The following is a 19,799-nucleotide window of genomic DNA, read 5'->3' as shown; positions in this document are numbered from 1 at the left end:
ACTACTTGGGCTGCGGGAGACGGCGTTATTGTGGCAGGGTCTGCTGTCTGAGCCGGAGGCGAGTTCTGGCCCTGCCACAATGCTTTTAGCCGTCTCACGGAGCCCTAGTAGTATCCCCCGACGGAGTCCCTGCCTGGAGCGATGCCACCTTCCTCTGGCGTCCCTCAAACACATCCACCTCTCAAAATCTCAAAAAGCATCCCCGACTGCATCCACTCCCGGAGCGATGCCACCTTCCTCTGGCGTCCCTCTATACATCCGCCTCACGAGTCCACAAGCCCTTCCCGAACCCGCTCCGTAAGACTGTCTCCACCCTTACGATACCAATCTTCCACAAAAGAGTCAAAAGAGCTCACAGGCATCCTCCCCATAATAATCTGGATAAATGCATTCTTCTCCAGCAAACGCAAAGTCTGAGGAATCTCCCCGTCACCATCCCCCAGAAACTTTTTCTCCGGAGCACGGTAATTCGCATCCACCAGAAGTCCCACCGCCGAGATTCTGGACTTATACGCCGCCCAGGCCTCTACCGAAGGCACCTCCGCCTCAAGATACTCCTTACACGCATCAAAATAAGACGCCTCAATGGCACTGAGATCCTCCCTGGTCTTCTCATCGCCCGGACTGTAAAGAACCTCACGGATATGCTTTGTCACTATATAAGTAGCCTCATTATAATCCACATTGATCATTAGCGGACGCGCCGTAGGATCCACATTCAAGGCAAAATAAGTGTTCATCTCATCCGCATCCTCCGCTTCATATCTGGAATAGTCGAACAACACACTCAAAATCTTCATTGCAATCTCCGGATGCTCATACCCTTTACGCACAACTACATATTTATTATCTCGAAACGTAGAGTATACCTCCACAGTCCGCTTTACATCCGCAGTCAGATAATACGGTTCCCAGTCTGCCTCTTTATTCTTCCGATACTCATCCATAAGAGGATTATTCGGAGTCCACCAGAGCCCGAAAAACGCTCCGCATTTTCCATTCACCACAAGATCACGGATATTATTCTGTGCACGTAAAGCAAAATCCGAATCCAGTATTCCCTGCCTGTAAAGCTCTCTGAGACACCCCAGAGCCTCCTTTGTCTCCTCCGTCAGCGATCCATAGACAATTTCTCCATCTGCATTTTCAATCCACTGCTGCGGATATGCCCCGAACTTTTCAAACACAGAGTCCACCGAATAGCTGGTGCTGACCGTGCCCACAAGTCCCGGATCACAGACAAGTCCCACAGGATCTTCACCATCCTCTGCACCCATCCGGTTTTCCTGAAACGCACGGATCACTGAAAAAGCCTCTTCCAGTGTCTTCGGTTCTTTCAGTCCCAGCTGCTCCATCCAGTCATGTCTCAGCCATAAAAGCTGCTGCCCATCATCAATGGCAGTCTCCGGAAGTGCATACAGTTTTCCGTCAAAAGTCCCGGATGCCAAAAGTTCCTCTCCATAGCTCTCATACATTTCCTTTATTTTATCGGAAGCGCAGCTTTTGTATACTTCCGTCAGATCCTCGATAAGATCATTTTCAACCAGTTCTTCCAGAGTTTCCCTGTCCAACACCAGAAAAACATCCGGAAGATTCCGATCTTTGACCAGGATGTTCAGGGCTTCGTCATACCGCTCCTCACTCTCCATAAAAACATTCTTATTCTGAATATTCAGTGTTTTTTTCAGATACCGGGTATATGCATTGTCCTCATAAGTCTGCCCGTCCGGAAGATTAGAATTATTAGCCCCTTTCATCTGTCCCAGAGTATAAGTTACAAGCTCCGGATATTTCCCCAGAGGCGTGGTTTCTGCCTGTTCCCAGCTCTTACTGCTCTTTTCGGACAGAACATCTATATCTGTTTTTTCCATTTCTGCAGTTCCTAAAGAACACCCCGTCAAAAGTGCCAGGCTCAGTATCGTACTCAGAAATACCACTGTTTTTCCCAGACTAAGTCTCATCTTTTTTTACCTCTTTCGGGATCCTCATATCAACGCTTGTCCCCTCACCTACCTTGCTCAGGATCCGGATGGCATATTTCTCTCCATATAAAATGCACATACGGTCATTGACATTTTTAAGACCATAGCCTTTTGCCTGATATGTGAGCAGCTTTTCTGCCTGCTCCTGCTCCATCCCTATTCCGTTATCTTCAACCCGGATCACTACATCTCCATTCTCTTCAAAGAAATAAAGTTTCAGAAGCTTTTCCCCTTCCTCCTTCACATCCAGGCCATGCTCCAGAGCATTCTCAACGATGGGCTGCAGGGCAAGCTTCGGAACCAACTCCTGCTGAACAGACGGATCGATATTCCACTCCACCTTAAAATCATTGTCATGCATGATCAGCTGGATTTCCAGATAAGCTTCGATATTCCGAATACAGGTTTCCACAGTCACCATATCTGCTCCCTTACTGAGCGCTGTCCGGTAAAATGTAGATAATGCCAGTGTCACACGGCTGATCTCCTTCTGACGGCTCTTAATCGCCATCCAGTTTATAATAGAAAGAGAATTATAAAGAAAATGAGGATTGATCTGGGCAGTCAGCGCTTTCAGTTCAAATTCCTTCAGAGCGATCTTATTTTCATACACTTCTTCGATCAGTCGATTAATTTCATCCATCATATGGTGAAAGCTTCTCACCAGCTGTCCTACCTCATCTCCGGAATCACTGTAAACCGTAACTTCACGGCTTCCCTGGTTCACCTGTTCCATATTTCTGGTAAGCTGCTCAATCTTTCTGGTAAACAGCTTGGAAAACGTCATTCCAAGCACAATGATGATCACAACGCAGAAGCCGATCAGTGGGATCTCACTGATCAATACTTTTGAAACCGAGCTCTCGATCACAGCCGGAGGTTTGTAAAAATAATAGGTCCATCTTGTTTCATGTCCGCTGCTGCTGACATAGGTATATTCTTCCCTCAGACGATCCAGCTTTTTTGCGGTTTCTTTCTGTGCTGAAATATCACTGGCCGCCAGATTTTCTCCATGATAGACGATATTTTGCTGATCATCCACCACAAAGCCTCCGGAATTCCGTTCAATAATATTAGCCAGAGGCTGGAATACTTTTCCGTAATCCAACAAAATACAGAGCACAGCCTCCCTGATCTTACCATCATATATTTCCCTGACTGCCGCAATCTGACGATTATCCCGGTCCACGATCCACTGAACCGTCACGGTATTATTTAATTTGTCACTCCACCATTCCCCATCAACCTCTGAAAGCGGAGCCAAGGTATATTCATGGCGCACGGGAATGCTTTCTGCAAAAAGATGTATCCCCAGAATTGCTTCGTGGTAGGATTTCGGCACCGTCAATAGCGGATCCACAACTTCCGTATACTGTTCATATGCAGTATAACGATCCATATCTTTGTTGAAGATCACCTCCTGGATTTCAGGAGAATAGGTAAGATAATTCAAAAGGCTGGCATAAATTTCGATCTGCCCGTCAATGTTTTCTCTGGTCTGCTCCAAAATGGAGTACATATCCTCCATCTCATTTTTCCGTACAAGACTACTCATACGACTGTGACTATACAGTGCCAACACAGTCATCGGCACCAGGGATACCACCACAAGAAGATTTGTCAGCTTGTACCGGTATTTCATATTATTATACTTCTTCAGAAGACTCTTCATCCTCATTGTTTCCTTTCCGATAGGACTCCGGGCTGCTTCCGTAATATTCCCGGAAGCTCCGGCAGAAATACGAAGAATTGGCAAATCCTACCTGCTCGCTGACCATGGCTACTTTCATGTTGGTGGTTCGTAGAAGCTCCTTGGCCTTTTCCATGCGGAACACACGGATAAAACGATTCAGGTTCATCCCCGTCTCCTTCTTGAAAATAAAGCTGAGATAGCCGGAAGAAAGATATACTTTTTCTGCCAGTGTTTCCAGATTCAGATCTTCCGCATAGTGATTGTAAATATAATTTTTGACTGCTGCCACCTCATCTCTGGATTCGCTCATGGAACGGTCCAGGAACTCCTCGTACTGGCGGATATTTTTTTCTGTAACCTCAATGATCTCCTGAATGGTAGAACAGCCATACAGATGATCCACCTCCAGATCCAGCCTGTGCTCTCCGGCAAAACGATTCTCCTGAAACAGCTCCCTTATCACATTGGAAAAAACAAATTTCACATACATGGCCGAAAACTGGGTATTGGACTGATATTTTGATGCCAGGCTGCGGAAATGGCTCCACAGCTGCTTCACATCCTTTCTGGAAATATCTTCTGAGATTTTTTCCATAAGCCTGGAATCCTGCTCCTCTTCTCCGGTATTTTTTTCCTCGTCCTCCTCGCTGGTGTAGACATGGATATCCGGATGATAAAATTTTTCTTCCATCTGCTGCTCCAGCTGTTCCATGATTTCCGGCAATTCCTGATATCCGTCAAAACGCCGGCTTACAGCCAGATGAAAGCGAACAGGATGAAGGCGCTTCAGAAGATTATAGACATTTTTTGCCACAAGGACATAATCACAGTACACATCCTTAAAAAGAAGCAAAGACTGACGGCCATTAAGATTCAAATAGAAGAAAGAACGGCGAAGCTCTTCCCGGATCTCAAGGGGAACCTCATCACTGGCAGAATCAAAAAAAGCTTCATCCGATTCAATAAGAATTGCACAGTGCCACTGCTCCCAGACAGAAAAATCCACAATTCCTTCCGCTTCCTTCAGACGCTCCTGATCTCCGGAATAAATGTAGCCCAGCAGAAAATACTGCTGAAGAAAGCTCTTTTCTTTTATGGACTGCTGCTCTTTATTTTTCCGGGATGCGATCTCCTTCTGGATCTTCTGTATGGTGTCATGAAAGCGGTCCGGATCCACCGGTTTCAGTACATAATCCGTCACACCATAGCGGATCGCCTCCTGAGCAAAAGCAAAATCTCCATAACCGCTGAAAATGATAATTTCCAGATCCGGATATTCCTCTCTTGCTTTTTTTGAAAGCTCCAGACCATCCATATGCGGCATTTTGATATCTGTCAGCATCAGATCCACCGGATGCTTTCTCAGCTCATTTAATGCCAGCTTGCCATTAGCCGCCTCATAAATTTCCCACTCTCCCTCCTCCATAGACAGAAGAAAGCGGATTCCGTCACGTTCCAGTTTTTCATCATCTACCACCAAAACTCTGTACATTCCTCACCTCGCCAAATATGGCCTGATCCACGTAAAAGCACGCAGATCAGGCCGTTTTTCTTTCATTTTAACATTATTCAACTAATTTGTCAGCCCTTAACAGCTCCTGCAACCACACCTTCAATGATATATTTCTGGCATGCAAGATAGAAGGCAATGATCGGAATGATGGAAAGGACAAGAACGCCCATCATCGCTCCCATATCAATGGTTCCGTAACCGCCCTTCAGATACTGGATGGCAATGGAAATGGTTTTATATTTCTTGATATCAAGTACCAGATATGGAAGAAGATAATCATTCCAGATCCACATGGTTTCCAGGATCGCTACAGTTACACAGGTCGGTTTCATAACCGGAAGAACCACTTTAAAAAATGTCTGGATCGGGGTACAGCCATCGATCATGGCAGCTTCCTCGATCTCGATCGGAATGGATTTTACAAAACCGCTGAACATAAATACCGCAAGTCCTGCTCCATATCCAAGATAAATGATGATCAGTCCCCACGGAGTATTCAGTTTCAGGATGTTTGCGATCTTGGAAAGAGTAAACATTACCATCTGGAATGGTACGACCATGGAAAACAGGCACAGCATGTACATGGTTTTTGTCAGCGTGTTGGTAACACGGTTGATGTACCAGGCACACATGGAGGTACAGAGCAGAATTACCGCAACAGAAAATACTGTGATAAATAATGTCCATCCAAATGCCTGGAAAAATCCGGTTTTTGTGAGACCATTTACATAGTTTTCCAGACCTACGAACATTTTATCCGTTGGGATTGCAAAGGGATAACGACTAATGTATGCTTTTTTCTTAAAAGAATTAATCAAAACCAGAAGGATCGGGAAAATATAAGCAACAGATACCACACTCAGGATCGCAGTCCACAGACCGCTGAATTTTACTTTTTTATTCATTACTGCTGTACCTCCTTACTTCTTGTGAGACGATTCTGGATCATGGCAATTGCTCCAACCAGGATAAAGAAGATCACGGCCTTCGCCTGTCCTACACCTTCCCATCCGGTACGTCCATAGAAGGTATTGTAAATATTCAGTGCAAGCATTTCTGACATATTGGAAGGCTCACCATTTGTAAGAGCAAGGTTCTGGTCAAAAAGCTTGAAGGAGTTGGTAAGTGTCAGGAAAGTACAGATGGTGATGGACGGCATGACCATAGGAATGATCACATGCTTCAGAAGCTGTCCTTTGTTCGCACCATCGATCTGTGCAGCCTCGATCAGTTCACCCGGGATATTCTGGATACCTGCAATGTAAATGATCATCATATATCCGATCTGCTGCCAGCACATCAGGATCACAAGGCCCCAGAATCCGTAAACAGAAGAATATGTAAGTGTTTTATTGATCTGAAGAAGCAGACCGTTTAACAGAAGCTGCCATACATAACCAAGGATGATTCCACCGATCAGGTTTGGCATAAAAAATACAGTACGGAATATATTGGTTCCTTTGATCTTCTTGGTCAGAAGCAACGCAACTGCAAAACCGATCACATTGATCAGAACTACTGATACAACCGTAAATGCGGTGGTGTACCATAATGCATGTCCAAAGGTTCCATCCTCAGTAAAAATCTTCACATAGTTCTGTAATCCCACGAATTTTGCATCCGTTACTGTGGTAAATTTACAGAAGGAAAGATATACGCCCATGATAAAGGGAACGATAAATCCAATGGTAAATGCCAGCAGGGTAGGCAGGACAAAAACCGGAAAATACTTTTTCATCATCTTATTCTGCATGTTTTCTCTTCCTTTCTCCTGAGGATGCATCCTTCCCTACTTTACACATCCTCTCTTCATTAAAAGAGGCAGGCGGAAACCGCCCACCCCTTCGTGATCACGTTTCAGTTATACCTTATCAGCCTTCATTTGCTGCTTTGTACTCTTTTGCCCATCCGTCAACAAATGCAGTTTTCACAGCATCCCACTCGCCGGTACCCTGTGCATACTCAAGCATTGCACTGCCGACCTGGTTTTTCCACTCTTCAGAAGGCATGGTTGTAAAGTTCCATGAAACCGGAGTTTTACCAGCTTTTACATATTCGTCGGCTGCTTTTACAAGCGGATTTGCAGACTCATAATTCTCATCAAAGGTCTTGAATGGTGTTGTAAATCCCATTTCCTGGCTTATAGATTCTCTTCCTTCATCACTTGTGATAACCCAGCTGAGGAAATCAAGAGTTGCCTGGATATCCTTCTCATCTGCTTTTTTGTTTACGCACCAGTAGTTCTCACTGCCTGTGCAAAGTCCCTGGTCCTCTTCACCATCTACACCAATATAGATTGGAAGCATTCCCATATCCTCGTCTGCTACTTCGTTATCTTTGATGTTATCATAAGCCCAGGTTCCATTCTGATAGAACACAGCCTCTCCAAGACCAAATTCAGCATTTGCATCATCGATAGTCTTGCTGGAAAGAAGGCTTGGCTCACAGGTAGAATCTGTGATATAAAGGTCAAACAGGTTCTTGAAGTTGTCAAGATAGGTCCCTTTGATCGCATCTGTGGATGTGATTCCGTCTTCTTTGTACTCATAATAGATTGGAAGGTTTGCAAGGTGTGTCTTGAAGCGCCAGTCACTGGAAGAATCAAAGCCTGCGGAAGTAAATGCACCGTCAACTCCAAGGTCATCTTTCTTAGCCTGGATATCATCTGCAACCTTCTTTAATGTCTCAAAATTGTTGATCTCATCTGCAGACTTGATCACAGCGCCATCCATCTCACAGTATTTCTTAAGAAGCGCTTTGTTGTAAATAATTCCATATGTTTCAATTACATAGGCGATACCGTCAACTGCACCGCTGTCCTCCTTCAGTACGAAATCGTCACTCTCCACATTTTTGTAAACATCGCTGTCTTTCAGGTCATAGCAATAATCCTTCCAGGATGCAAGTCCAACCGGTCCGTTAACCTGGAACAGTGTCGGAACCTCATCCTTGGCCATCTCTGATTTCAGAGTAGACTCATAAGTTCCGGAAGCAGCTGTAACAACGGTAACCGGTACACCAGTCTCATCGGTGTATTTCTTTGCCAGGTCTGACCACTGATCTGCCTGCTCCGGTTTAAAATTCAGATAATAAACAGAGCCTTCACTGTCATCCCCTTTTGCCATAGCAGGAACTGCCGGGAGCATGGTAGCTGCCATCAAAGCTGCAAGACCAAATGCTGTTGCTTTTTTCATTCTCATAATCGTACCTCTCCTTTACCTTATATGATATTCAATTTGTTTCGCGGATATGCTTAAAACGTCCATTTCGCATATTCCTGACCGATAAGCTTCAAATCAGCTTCTCGATTAACTTGATATTATTGTAAATCGAAGAGGTCATTTTCACTATATAAAAAAATCAAGAAACATGTTGATTTTTTTATATAGTAAAAATATTGATATTTTACCATGAAAAAAGAAGCCGGAACAGGCTTGCTCCCATTCCGGCTTCTTCCATATATTATTTTCGATTCATCATGCTTTATTGACAGATCCGAAAAGCTCCATTTTCTCTTTAACAGTAGCTTTGATCGCTTCTGCTCCAGGTGCAAGAAGCTTACGTGGGTCATATCCTTTACCCTGCTGATCCTTACCCTCTTCAATGTATTTACGTGTAGCTTCAGCAAATGCAAGCTGGCACTCTGTATTTACATTGATCTTGGAAACGCCAAGGCTGATCGCTTTCTTGATCATGTCTGCCGGGATACCTGTACCACCGTGAAGAACAAGCGGCATATCTCCTGTCAGTTTCTGAATAGCATCCAGAGTCTCAAAGCTTAAGCCCTGCCAGTTAGCCGGATATTTTCCGTGAATGTTACCGATACCAGCTGCAAGGAAGTTGATTCCAAGATCTGCAACTCTCTTGCACTCCTCAGGATCAGCGCACTCGCCCATACCAACAACACCATCTTCCTCGCCACCGATGGAACCAACCTCTGCCTCAAGAGACATGTTGTGCTCAGCAACGATCTTAACCAGCTCTTTAGTCTTAGCTACGTTCTCATCAATCGGATAATGAGATCCGTCGAACATAATGGAAGAGAAACCAGCCTCAACACATTTCAGGCATCCATCATAGCTGCCGTGGTCAAGATGAAGAGCAACCGGAACAGTGATGTTCAGCTCTTCCATCATACCGTTAACCATACCTACAACAGTCTTATAACCTGTCATGTATTTACCGGCACCCTCGGAAACACCAAGGATTACAGGAGAGTTGAGCTCCTGAGCTGTCTGAAGGATAGCTTTTGTCCACTCAAGGTTGTTGATGTTGAACTGACCAACTGCATAATGGCCTGCTTTTGCTTTTTTCAGCATTTCTGTTGCGTTTACTAACATGATAAAATCCTCCTAACCTGTATTAGGATACGGAAAAACCGTGTCCTTTATATCCAACCGTACTCATAATAGCAGATTTCCTTTGGTAAGTCCAGTATTTTACCAAAAATGCTGATGCTGTGGGAATTATTATTTTTTTTGAGAAAAAGCTTGCAATTTTATCAAATGTTATGTATAATATATTTGTTGTTCACGGATGGATTCCCGAGTGGCCAAAGGGGGCAGACTGTAAATCTGTTGGCACCGCCTTCGAAGGTTCGAATCCTTCTCCATCCAGCGAATTTAGCTCTTACATCTTTGCGATGTAGGAGCTATTTTTTTGTGCAAAAAGAAAACCGCAAAGGGGCCGCAAAGCCGCGGCCCCTCTGCACACCCCTCGGGCTTTTTTTAAGGAGTTCTTGGTTGTGGATGAGGGGAGGGTGTTGACTTGTGTCTGTATGCTTGGATATTGGATGTGGGACGCTGTGCCGATCTGGTTCCTGTATGCTTCGGTGTTGATTGTGGGACACTGTGCCGATCTAGTTTCTGTATGCTTCGGTGTTGGTTGTGGGACGCTGTGCCGATCTGGTTCCTGTATGCTTCGGTGTTGGATGCGGGGTGCTGTGCCGATTTATTTTTTTGGGGATACGGCCGGCTGCTTTATTGGTTATGGATTGTTTTGAGGCCGTTTTCTGTATGCTTCGGTGTTAGTTGTGGGATGCTGTGCCGATCTGGTTCCTGTATTCTTCGGTGTTGGACGTGGAACGCTGTGCCGATTTATTTTTATATATTGTGTTTTTTGGGCACTGGGCAGAATGTACATTCGCTTCTATTGTCTGCTCTCTGCGGTTGAATTTTCAGCCGGGGATGTGGCAGCGGTATGGGCTGCTGTGGAGGAGGTGTGATACTGCTTAGGCTGCGGGGATCGGCGTTATTGAGACAGGGGCTGCTGTCTGAGCCAGAGGCGAGTTCTGACCCTGTCTCAATGTTTTTAGCCGATTTCCGGAGCCTTAGCAGTATCCGCCGACGGAGCCCTGCCCGTACCGCTGCCACATCCCCGGCGTACGGTTCATTCCATCCACCACACTTCCATCCACCACACAAAGAAAAAGACGGCCACCCCAAAAAACGAGACAGCCGTCCTTTCCTCACACATCATACATAGGAAATCGAAACACCGAAAAAAATCTATTTGTTAACTCTGTTAACCGTATTACCATCCAGAAAAGCCTTGATATTATCAACCGTAATATCCATGATCCTCTGTCTGGAAGCCTGCGCAGCCCAGGAGATATGCGGAGTGATGATGCAGTTTTTAGCCTTGAGAAGCGGATTATCCCCCCTTGATCGGCTCAGTAGAAACAACATCAAGACCAGCAGCATAAAACTTCCCACTATTCAGAGCATCTGCCAGATCCTGCTCAACAACAAGCTGACCACGGCTGTTGTTGATAAGGATAACTCCATCCTGCTTCCTTTGTTTGCAGGAACGATAACATCTCCCGGCTGAGCCATATCCAGTGCTTTATGGAACAGAAGGTTATCTCCTGCCGGTGCATTTACTGTAAATGCAGTTCCCAGAAGTCTTGCCTTCGGGTTCAGCGGGAAAATACTGGAATCTACGGCAGCGATCTTTCCACAGTTATCATCAATATTTGCAACTGGAATTCTACGGAAGGCTTCTACTAATTCTTTTGACGGTCTTTCAAAGTTTCGTCTGATCCTACATCCTAATGCCATATGAAAACCTCTCTTCTTTTGATTTTCTTTTTTAATTGTATTTATCATATCATACAAGCTTACTATTGAATAACGAATAATTTCTCTGTATAATATAAATAATTTTTATATTATCAAAGCTTAAACCATCCTATAGACAACACCAAAGAAAAGGAGCTGTTCATATGAATCTTGCTGAAATCGAAACCTTTCTCACCATTGTAAATACCAAGAGCATCACCCGTACAGCGGATCTTCTTTTTCTTTCCCAGCCTACTGTCAGCCACCGGCTCACATCTCTGGAGAACGAACTGGGTTTTCCCCTTGTGATCCGTCAGAAAGGCCACAAGCAGGTGGAACTGACTGCCAAGGGAACAGATTTTATCATCCTTGCGGAACGCTGGATGTCTCTCTGGAAGGAAACTATGGAGTTGCAGCGCAATCAGGATTCCCTGCTACTTACCATCGGCTGTACAGACAGCCTGAACGTAGCTGTTTTCGCACCACTGTATGACAGGATCTTAAATGAACAGACCAAGCTGGACCTGAACATCGAGTCCCATCACTCTTCAGAGCTCTACGGTCTTCTTGGAGAACACAGCATTGATATCGGATTTGTCTACCACAAATTGCATTACAAGAATATCATAACAGAGAAAATCTTCGAAGAAAAACTTTATCTGATACAATCGGATCAGCCAGTGATTCCGGCTCCGGCAATACATACCGATGAGCTGGATCCATCCCTGGAGCTGTTTTTAAGTTGGGATGACAATTATCAGATCTGGCATGACCGCTGGCTTTCCTCCGCTTCCAGGCCTCACATTGCGGCAGATACCATCACACTTTTGGACCGTCTCTGGAAAAAACCGGGAAACTGGATGGTCGCACCACAGTCTGTGATCCTGGAGCTTTCCCATTACCGGCCTCTTTTTATCAGTGAACTGAAAAACACACCGCCAAACCGTGTCTGCTATAAGATCAAGCATAAATATCCAAAGTCCACTAGCAAACGTGCCGTGGAATTCTTCGAAAATGCACTGGAAGACTTTCTTGCAGAATCCACTCCGTCCTTCCCGATCGGCCAGGTATGGGAACGACAGAAATAAAAAAAACGGTAAGCACAAGTCCGTCAGGAAGATTTTCTGCTTTACCGTTTCTTCTTATTATATTATTTATACCAGGATTTTTGATCCACCGCTTTCCGCCACATAAAGCAACAACGGGCTTCGACTTGTTTCATCATATATCAAGAACACTTTGTTTACAAGGATTTTCAGCATTTCCATGAAAAACAATATTTCGTCTGATTGCGTCTATTTTCTTTTATTTGTCACAAAAATTGTCATAAAAGAGCCACGCCCGATAAAGGGAATGGCTCTGATTATTACATTATATTTTCAAGCTTTTTTATTTCATTCTGTACTCTTGCAGCATCTACGTGATTGTATATGTTCATTGTAATGCTTATGTCACTATGTCCCATAATCATTTGTAAAACTTTGATATCTAGGCCAGCTTCTGCACATCTGGTGCAAAACGTATGCCTCAGCATATGTGGATGTGTCAAGTATAGGACAAAAAAATTTTATTTTTTTCTGCCGAAGACTATCTGACGTTTCCATCAGGTAGTCCCAGCACCTTTATTATCTTCTGATAAATCATTCTTGTCCTGCTCAAGTTATCTCTGTTCTGAAAAAATATCGTCAAAATTCCATTCGATTTCAATTTCATCCTGAATCAGAGAAACAGCAGCACCCGTCACTGCAATCAGCCCCACTCTCCAGTTCATACAGGTAAGCCACAAAAGAATACAGATAAAATTCAGATGCGCACTGTTCCATGTACATGTCTGAAAAACAAATCATCACACCTGGCATTACTCGGTAAACCGTCATAACGCCCTCTCCTGTCGCATCATTTAACATAAGAACAGCGCAATTCTCATTCTGAATCACAGGCTTCACATTACTTCCAAGACTTGCAATTTCATTTACATTCAAATTTCTTCTCCTTTCACATAGTGGTATTTCTTTGTATTAGTTTCATCTAACCTTTTTTTCTATTATCTTAACATGAGAATCGAGCATTATCCAGACCTGAACGGACGACAATAATCCATTTAGACAAAAATAAAGTGCCAGACTTATTATCTGAAACTTTATTATAAATCCAGCATCATTGCATTACTTCACACAACGGAAATATACCATAGAACCGTCAACATGGATATCCGTTTCTTTATATAGTTTTTGAAGGATATCTCTCAGCTCTTTCTCCGTCTGAAACGGTGGAGAAAACCACCCTTTCTTTGCAAGAATATTTTTTACCAGCCAATCTGTCCGTTTCGATTTTCCCCTGATTTGACACTCCCCACAGCTAAAGTAGGGGGATTCTTGCTTCTCCCACTACTGCATTGGCAAACACCTTACGGTACTGCAATGTCTTACACAGTGTCCACAAGCTATATTTATACTGTTCCCGTATGCCCTACGGTACAGTTTTTATCTTTATGCAGACTGCATCTGCAGTCCTTTTTTCAGAATATTGATACTTGCATTCGTATCCCGGTCATGAACCGCATGGCATTTGGGACACTCCCAGATACGAATGCCCAGATTTTTTATCCGTGGATTTCTGTAGCCACAACAGCTGCAGGTCTGACTGCTCGGATACATCGTTGGTACTCTGTGAATTTCATTTCCATACCAGCCAGCTTTATATTTCAGCATTTCAAAAAATTTTGCCCAGGAAACACTCGCTATCGATTTTGACAGTTTATGATTCCGGATCATCCCCTTAACATTCAGATCTTCAATACAGATGGTTTGGTTTTCACGCACCAGCATCGTTGACTGTTTCTGCAGGAAATCATTCCGCTGATTGGTTACTTTCTCATACACTCTTGCCACCCTGATCCGCTGCTTCTCGCGGTTATAGGAATCTTTTTGTTTTCGGGAAAGCCTGCGCTGTTCTCTTATGAGTTTTCGCATTGAGCGTTCCAGATATCTGGGATTTGATACCGTATTTCCATTACTGTCGGAGTAGAACGCTTTGATTCCGACATCAATCCCTATCGTTCCGCCAGCATTTGAGCGTGGTTCCGGTTCAAAATCAACATTTAAAACCGCAAAATATTTTCCAGCCGGTGTGTGCTCAATGATCACGTGATTAATCTTTTCCACTTCCATCGACTGCCGTATTTTAACAAATCCAAGTTTCGGAAGTTTGATATATCTTCCCACAATACGAATATTATCTTTTTGATTTACCGTTCTGTATGACTGGAACCGGTTATGTTTACTTTTGAAGGTTGGATAGGAAGCCCGTTTCTCAAAGAAATTCACAAATCCCCGGTCGAGATCCCGCAAAGACTGCTGTAATGCAATGGAATCTGCTGCTTTCAGAAAGGCAAACTCCTCTCGCTTTTTCAGTTCAGTCAGCATGGCGGAAGTCTGGGAATAGCCGATCTTTTCCCCATTTTCATAGCCTTCCTTACGCATGGCAAGTCCCCGGTTGTAGATGAACCGGCAGCATCCCAGGGTCTGATGGATGAAGTTTTTCTGTTCTCTGTTCGGGTAGATTCTAAATTTAATTCCTTTTTGCATTATCCCATCTTCTCCTTTTGTCTCTGCGATGTTTTCTGGTTTTCAATATACTGTTTTACTGTTTCCAGCGGAGCACCGCCCACCGTCGATACAAAATAGCTGTTTGTCCAGAGAGTCGGCATTTTCGTTTTAAGATAGGGAAATTCCTGTCTTAAAATTCTGGACGTATAGCCTTTAAATGACTTTACAGCTTTGTGGATGCCAAACTGAGGATCTACTTCCAAAAGCATATGAACATGATCTGGCATGATCTCCATTTCCAGAATGTCTACAGAAAGATTTGTAGCATACTCTGTGAGCAGCTCCTTCAGCCGGACGTCCACACCGTTAATTAATACTTTTCGTCTATACTTTGGACACCATACTACATGGTATTTACAGGAATAGACGACATTGTTGTTTGATTTATATGTTGTGTTCATATTTATATTATATTATGGTTCATTAGTTAATACAATTACTATTTTGTCCATCTTCAATTACTTGCATAAATTCGATGGACGCGTCTTATATCCCCATAACTGAAGCAAGGGGTTTTACGACGCATTGGATAAAAACAGGCAATGAAATCGCCGCCTGGTTTCAAAACACGCCATATTTCATGAAATGCTTTTTGCTTATCAAGAAATGCATGAAAACCATTCATACTGACAACGGTATCAACGGATTCATTCTCCATTTGCAGGTTCCCCACATCCCCCTGAATACATTTGATATGCGCATGACTACCAAGTCTTTTTCTGGCTTGTTCAAGCATATCCATGCTGTAATCAATACAAGTAATATGTGCATTTTTCAGAGAGCTCCATTTGTTTTCCGTAAATACAGCAGTTCCAACCGGAACATCAAGAAGCTTTCCTGAAAAGTCATTAGGAACATATGATAAAACTTTTCGTGCTATATCATTATCATCCGTGCCACTCCAAAATAACTTAATATACAGTTTGCTGAAAATATTTCTTTGCGTAAGAACATCGTCATATATATTTTTTGATGTTTCATAAGCATTTTGTATTTTGTCTGCCATATTACCCTCCAAATTTAATTTTAATTCTAAAAGCTTAAAACTATCGTTCTCTAATCTTCCTGACATTACGATTCATGAGGTGTCTTCCAATATGTCTATAAGCAAATGCTTTAAAGGCTGAAATTTCTTGATGATGTTCCTTCAACAGTTCATCTGGACAATCATAAACACCAAGATCCTGATTGATTCCCTCGCTCTGAATATAAGTATTGTTCCTATCAAACTCAATAATGAGATTTCTGAAATCCTTGACTGCTACTCCATAACCGCAAAATGCACCTGTACATTCCGAATTTTGTTCCTGTAACTTCTTTATGTAGGTTTTATCCAAAATGAAAGCTTCCAGTTCGTACCACTGATTTTCGAAATTAATTTCTACCCAGCTATGGAAAATACTTTTTGGAGCATTACGGTAAACAAACCCAGTCATAGCCCCTTTCTGCAATCTTTTATCAATCGTAAAACCATGTACTCTGCATGGAATATTGCAGGCACGTAAAAGTGCCATAAATAAAGTTCCTTTTGTATTACATTGTCCATAACCATCTGCAAGTACTTTTGAAGCTGAAATTCCGTCATCAATATTATATCCAAATAAAACATCATCTCTTACATAGTTGTAGATTGCCTTAATCCTTTCAAATTCACCCATTTCCTTCCATTTCATATTTTGAATAAGTTTTTGAATTGCCGGATTAGAAAAATCAACCATTCGTGTTTCCCTAAGATACTTATCTTTCATTTCCTATCGCCTTTCCCATAGGTTTTCTCACAACACAATGCATTCGCATACCTTTACGAATTTCAAATTTTTCTACTTTTAATCCTGCTTTTTTGCAACATTTTATGACCACATCTCTTGTTGGCACTTGGACATCTCCATGTCCGCATATATTTGCCAACGGCATTTCCAATGTATTCATTAGCCATACCAATACTTTATTGTCACTGGTCACATCTCTCAGTATCAATCTTCCATTTGGGCGAAGACATCTTTTCACACTGTCAAAAAATGCCTGTGGATCCGGATAATGATGGAAGCTCATAGAACAAATAATTGCATCAAATGAATCCTTTTCAAAAGGAAAGTTCTCACAGTCTCCTACAACAAATGTTGCATTTGGAATATTTTTCTTTTTTGCCTGTTCAATCATGGCAGGAGTCAGATCCAGTCCTGTATAATGCCGGTCTGGATGTTTTTCTGCTAATAAAGAAATCATCGGAGCAGGCCCACAGCCTGCATCTAATAAATCTCTAAATGGCTCCTTCTCTAATTCTTCCAAAATATCCGGATAATCTTTCTTGCACATTTCGTAAATGCCAGCATGGTTACTTTCATATCTTCCTGCTGCTTTTGTAAACTCTTTAATTGACAATTTTTTATATTCTTCATTTTTCATGCTTTTTTCTCCAATCACTGTATCTTTTTCGCCTTGCATCCGCATTTCTTCATTTTTTTCATATAAGCATAAAACTGCTTATGCAATTCCCTCATTTCATCTGGTGCCTTCATAGCATGTTGATACATAAATTTATCTCCAAAACTGCTTCCAAATGTAACTGCCAGCATAATCGTCAGAAATGACAATGGTAAAAAGCGAAAAATATTCATTTTCCATGGTGACAGTTTACCCTTTTGTTTTCGCAAAAAATTAAAATTTCTTTTCAGCCTTTCTGCTGTTTTCCTCATGATTTTCCATTCTTTTCCCACTTTCTCCGGATCGTCTGATTCATAATACGCATCTGCAATCGGTACCACCATAGCAAGATGACAAAGCTGCCATAGATGCATATCCGTTACTTTCTGGTATGGTATATGAGCATGCCTCAATATCTCTGAAAACTGCTTAGTTCTTACGGATTTATTTCCTGATATTTCTGCAAATGTTGTCGGCTGAATCAACCTTGGAGTAAGTGCTGCATCAAGGATACCATCATCATTTATACTTCCGCCTGCTCCTGGAAAAGCCGGTAATATTCTTCCTTTTCCGACAATGTCTTCCCATTTATTGTAACTGTCCAGTGAATTTATCATTGTAACAATCGTATTACTTTTATTATTTTTCAATTCAGTAAGTGCTTCATACAGCTGGTTTTCCCGGACAGTAAGCAAGACAAAATCATAAATATCATCGTTTGGTAGTTCTCCAAGAATCCTAATCTCTGCCTTTATTACTTCCTGATTTTTCTTATATTTCAATCCATTATTTCTTAAAGCCTCAAGTCTTTTACCTCTGGCATAAATATTTGTATCATAACCGGCTTCTGCAAATAAAGCCGCATACAAGGATCCAATCACACCAGCACCATAAATCAATATTCTCATAAGAATCATTCCTCTCCTCTTACCCCAGTGCCACATCCAAGATCATCATCAAACTAAATCCAAGTGCAAAGAAAAGCGTACCGATATTCGAGTGCTGTCCCTGAGACATTTCCGGAATTAGTTCTTCAACCACGACATATAACATAGCTCCTGCTGCAAAGCTGAGTAAATATGGTAATGCCGGGATTACCAGCTGTGCGACAAGAATCGTCATTACTGCTCCAATCGGTTCAACGACTCCTGAAAGTACACCTCCCAGAAATGCCTTTCTCTTACTTTCACCCTCTGCCCTAAGCGGCATGGATATAATCGCTCCTTCTGGAAAATTCTGGATAGCAATTCCAAGTGATAAAGCAAGTGCACCTGTTGCTGTAATCTGTGCATTTTCAGCAAGAAATCCTGCATACATTACACCAACTGCCATACCTTCAGGGATATTATGTAATGTAACTGCCAACACCATCATCGTAGTACGGCCAAGTTTGCTTTTCGGTCCCTCTGTCTGATCACTTCCAACATGAAGATGTGGAATCAAATGATCAAGTGCGAGTAAAAACAATATACCAATCCAGAACCCAACAACTGCCGGAACAAACGATAAAGTTCCCATATTCTCAGATTGTTCAATTGCCGGAATCAGAAGACTCCAGATTGAAGCAGCAACCATTATACCTGCTGCAAACCCTGCAAGTGCACGTTGCAGTAACTTGCTAAGTGTTTTTCTCATAAAAAACACGCATGCTGCACCTAGCGTTGTTCCAACAAATGGAATCAGTATACCTTCAAAAACATTCATTAGCATTATGTATTCCTTTCTGTATAGTCAAAAGTACTTTCACATCGTTCTGTTGTTAGTTTTAACTAACTATCATATATAAAAGAAACCGTGCAAAAAGCAAACTGTAATTTCACACGGTTTTCCTTATGTTTAAGTATATCACTTACGAAATCATATAACAATATAATTCTTTTAACAATTTACAAGAGAAAGATCATCCATGTATGCACGATCTGCAAAAATCTCAGATGCTGTGCGAAGTCCCTTGCTCTCAGCGATATCACCAAGAACTGCTCCTGCACAGTAATAAACGATCAGATCTTTGTCATACTCGCAGATTGCCTCACAGATCGCTGTGGAAATATCCTCGTCATACTGGCAGCCATTCCCCATTGCTCCATGAGGAGCGACATGCTGAAGCTTCATTCCGTAGCTCTTGGTAAATGCAGCCAGTGCTCCGATCTGGTATCTGACATAATTCTTAACTTCATCATGAGAGAGAACCATCTTTCTTCGTCCAAAGCCAAGAAGATCCGGATATCCAGGATGGGCTCCAACCATAACGCCACGTTCCTTTGCCATGCGGACTACCTTATCCATTACCATCGGATCGCCTGCATGCCAGCCATATGCAACATTTGCTGTTGTGACATATTTGATGATCTCTTCATCGCCGCCAAGCTTATATGCGCCAAAGCTCTCACCCATGTCACTGTTTAAGTCGATACTGTACATGTTGCTACCTTTCTTTCTTTACTTGTTGAAAGTATAACATGTTAAATAAAAATAATAAAATAGATTATTTTTTCAGAATATATTAATATTTTCTATATT

The 19,799-nt window shown here is 42.5% G+C and carries 19 protein-coding genes, 1 tRNA gene and 1 pseudogene; 2 read left to right on the top strand and 19 right to left on the bottom strand.

The window, feature by feature from the left end; translation table 11 throughout:
* Positions 1-263: 263 nt before the first annotated feature.
* The 7 genes from CCC17_RS02990 to fba form a co-directional block, all read right to left on the bottom strand.
* The gene (locus CCC17_RS02990; RefSeq protein ID WP_287082489.1) at positions 264-1,961 is read right to left on the bottom strand and encodes an extracellular solute-binding protein; all 1,698 of its coding nucleotides are present in this window, start codon (positions 1,959-1,961) and stop codon (positions 264-266) included.
* Positions 1,951-3,654: a sensor histidine kinase gene (locus CCC17_RS02985; RefSeq protein WP_021650824.1), complete on the bottom strand. Its 1,704-nt coding sequence runs from the start codon at positions 3,652-3,654 to the stop codon at positions 1,951-1,953. The genes CCC17_RS02990 and CCC17_RS02985 overlap by 11 nt, the downstream gene beginning before the upstream one ends.
* The gene (locus tag CCC17_RS02980) at positions 3,629-5,167 is read right to left on the bottom strand and encodes a response regulator transcription factor (protein WP_059085412.1); all 1,539 of its coding nucleotides are present in this window, start codon (positions 5,165-5,167) and stop codon (positions 3,629-3,631) included. The genes CCC17_RS02985 and CCC17_RS02980 overlap by 26 nt, the downstream gene beginning before the upstream one ends.
* Positions 5,168-5,256: 89 nt before the next feature.
* Positions 5,257-6,093: a carbohydrate ABC transporter permease gene (locus CCC17_RS02975; protein ID WP_021650827.1), complete on the bottom strand. Its 837-nt coding sequence runs from the start codon at positions 6,091-6,093 to the stop codon at positions 5,257-5,259.
* Entirely contained in the window at positions 6,093-6,941 is an 849-nt protein-coding gene (locus CCC17_RS02970; protein WP_110104281.1) for a carbohydrate ABC transporter permease, read from the bottom strand. Before CCC17_RS02970 ends, CCC17_RS02975 begins: the two co-directional genes overlap by 1 nt.
* Before the next feature lie 118 nt (positions 6,942-7,059).
* On the bottom strand, positions 7,060-8,388 hold the full coding sequence (locus tag CCC17_RS02965; RefSeq protein WP_015527137.1) for an ABC transporter substrate-binding protein: 1,329 nt from the start codon (positions 8,386-8,388) through the stop codon (positions 7,060-7,062).
* A gap of 276 nt (positions 8,389-8,664) precedes the next feature.
* Positions 8,665-9,528, bottom strand: coding sequence for a class II fructose-1,6-bisphosphate aldolase (gene fba, locus CCC17_RS02960; protein ID WP_015527136.1), 864 nt, complete (start codon positions 9,526-9,528; stop codon positions 8,665-8,667).
* A 194-nt stretch (positions 9,529-9,722) separates the two neighbouring features.
* Here fba and CCC17_RS02955 point away from each other — a divergent pair.
* Positions 9,723-9,804: transfer RNA gene (locus tag CCC17_RS02955), tRNA-Tyr, on the top strand.
* 891 nt (positions 9,805-10,695) lie between these two features.
* On the opposite strand, the pseudogene CCC17_RS02950 reads toward CCC17_RS02955, so the two are convergent.
* A pseudogene (locus CCC17_RS02950) lies at positions 10,696-10,978 on the bottom strand (NAD(P)-dependent oxidoreductase); the annotation flags it as partial.
* Positions 10,906-11,247: a hypothetical protein gene (locus tag CCC17_RS02945; RefSeq protein WP_279032182.1), complete on the bottom strand. Its 342-nt coding sequence runs from the start codon at positions 11,245-11,247 to the stop codon at positions 10,906-10,908. The gene CCC17_RS02945 and the pseudogene CCC17_RS02950, both read right to left, overlap by 73 nt.
* 164 nt (positions 11,248-11,411) lie before the next feature.
* Between CCC17_RS02945 and CCC17_RS02940 the strand changes: the two genes are divergently transcribed.
* Entirely contained in the window at positions 11,412-12,335 is a 924-nt protein-coding gene (locus tag CCC17_RS02940; RefSeq protein WP_015527133.1) for a LysR family transcriptional regulator, read from the top strand.
* Positions 12,336-12,613: 278 nt separating this feature from the next.
* Here CCC17_RS02940 and CCC17_RS02935 read toward each other — a convergent pair whose 3' ends face one another.
* From CCC17_RS02935 to CCC17_RS02890, 10 genes are all read right to left on the bottom strand, one after another.
* The gene (locus tag CCC17_RS02935) at positions 12,614-12,781 is read right to left on the bottom strand and encodes a tyrosine-type recombinase/integrase (RefSeq protein WP_110925739.1); all 168 of its coding nucleotides are present in this window, start codon (positions 12,779-12,781) and stop codon (positions 12,614-12,616) included.
* A gap of 175 nt (positions 12,782-12,956) precedes the next feature.
* Positions 12,957-13,229, bottom strand: coding sequence for a hypothetical protein (locus CCC17_RS02930; RefSeq protein WP_021650832.1), 273 nt, complete (start codon positions 13,227-13,229; stop codon positions 12,957-12,959).
* A gap of 507 nt (positions 13,230-13,736) precedes the next feature.
* Positions 13,737-14,834 (bottom strand): IS200/IS605 family element RNA-guided endonuclease TnpB, encoded by a 1,098-nt coding sequence (tnpB, locus tag CCC17_RS02925; protein WP_287082488.1) that lies wholly within the window; start codon positions 14,832-14,834, stop codon positions 13,737-13,739.
* A complete protein-coding gene (tnpA, locus tag CCC17_RS02920) occupies positions 14,834-15,256 on the bottom strand; it encodes an IS200/IS605 family transposase (protein WP_287082486.1) in 423 nt (140 codons plus the stop codon). The genes tnpB and tnpA overlap by 1 nt, the downstream gene beginning before the upstream one ends.
* Before the next feature lie 53 nt (positions 15,257-15,309).
* Positions 15,310-15,861 (bottom strand): class I SAM-dependent methyltransferase, encoded by a 552-nt coding sequence (locus CCC17_RS02915; RefSeq protein WP_287082484.1) that lies wholly within the window; start codon positions 15,859-15,861, stop codon positions 15,310-15,312.
* A gap of 40 nt (positions 15,862-15,901) precedes the next feature.
* Positions 15,902-16,603, bottom strand: a complete 702-nt coding sequence (locus CCC17_RS02910) for a transglutaminase-like domain-containing protein (RefSeq protein WP_287082483.1) — start codon at positions 16,601-16,603, stop codon at positions 15,902-15,904.
* On the bottom strand, positions 16,593-17,261 hold the full coding sequence (locus tag CCC17_RS02905) for a class I SAM-dependent methyltransferase (RefSeq protein WP_173741811.1): 669 nt from the start codon (positions 17,259-17,261) through the stop codon (positions 16,593-16,595). The genes CCC17_RS02910 and CCC17_RS02905 overlap by 11 nt, the downstream gene beginning before the upstream one ends.
* A gap of 14 nt (positions 17,262-17,275) precedes the next feature.
* Positions 17,276-18,187, bottom strand: coding sequence for a ketopantoate reductase family protein (locus tag CCC17_RS02900; RefSeq protein ID WP_287082481.1), 912 nt, complete (start codon positions 18,185-18,187; stop codon positions 17,276-17,278).
* A gap of 19 nt (positions 18,188-18,206) precedes the next feature.
* Positions 18,207-18,989 (bottom strand): ZIP family metal transporter, encoded by a 783-nt coding sequence (locus tag CCC17_RS02895; protein WP_021652375.1) that lies wholly within the window; start codon positions 18,987-18,989, stop codon positions 18,207-18,209.
* Positions 18,990-19,157: 168 nt separating this feature from the next.
* Complete coding sequence (locus tag CCC17_RS02890) at positions 19,158-19,700, bottom strand: 5-oxoprolinase subunit PxpA (RefSeq protein ID WP_022427366.1); 543 nt, start codon at positions 19,698-19,700, stop codon at positions 19,158-19,160.
* Between the last annotated feature and the right edge of the window lie 99 nt (positions 19,701-19,799).

The organism is Blautia sp. LMAG:36, from assembly GCF_008680535.1.
Taxonomy (GTDB): Bacteria; Bacillota; Clostridia; order Lachnospirales; family Lachnospiraceae; genus Blautia_A; species Blautia_A fusiformis.
Note: the sequence above shows the minus strand (reverse complement) of the source record. Positions and strands in the feature narration are given on the sequence as shown.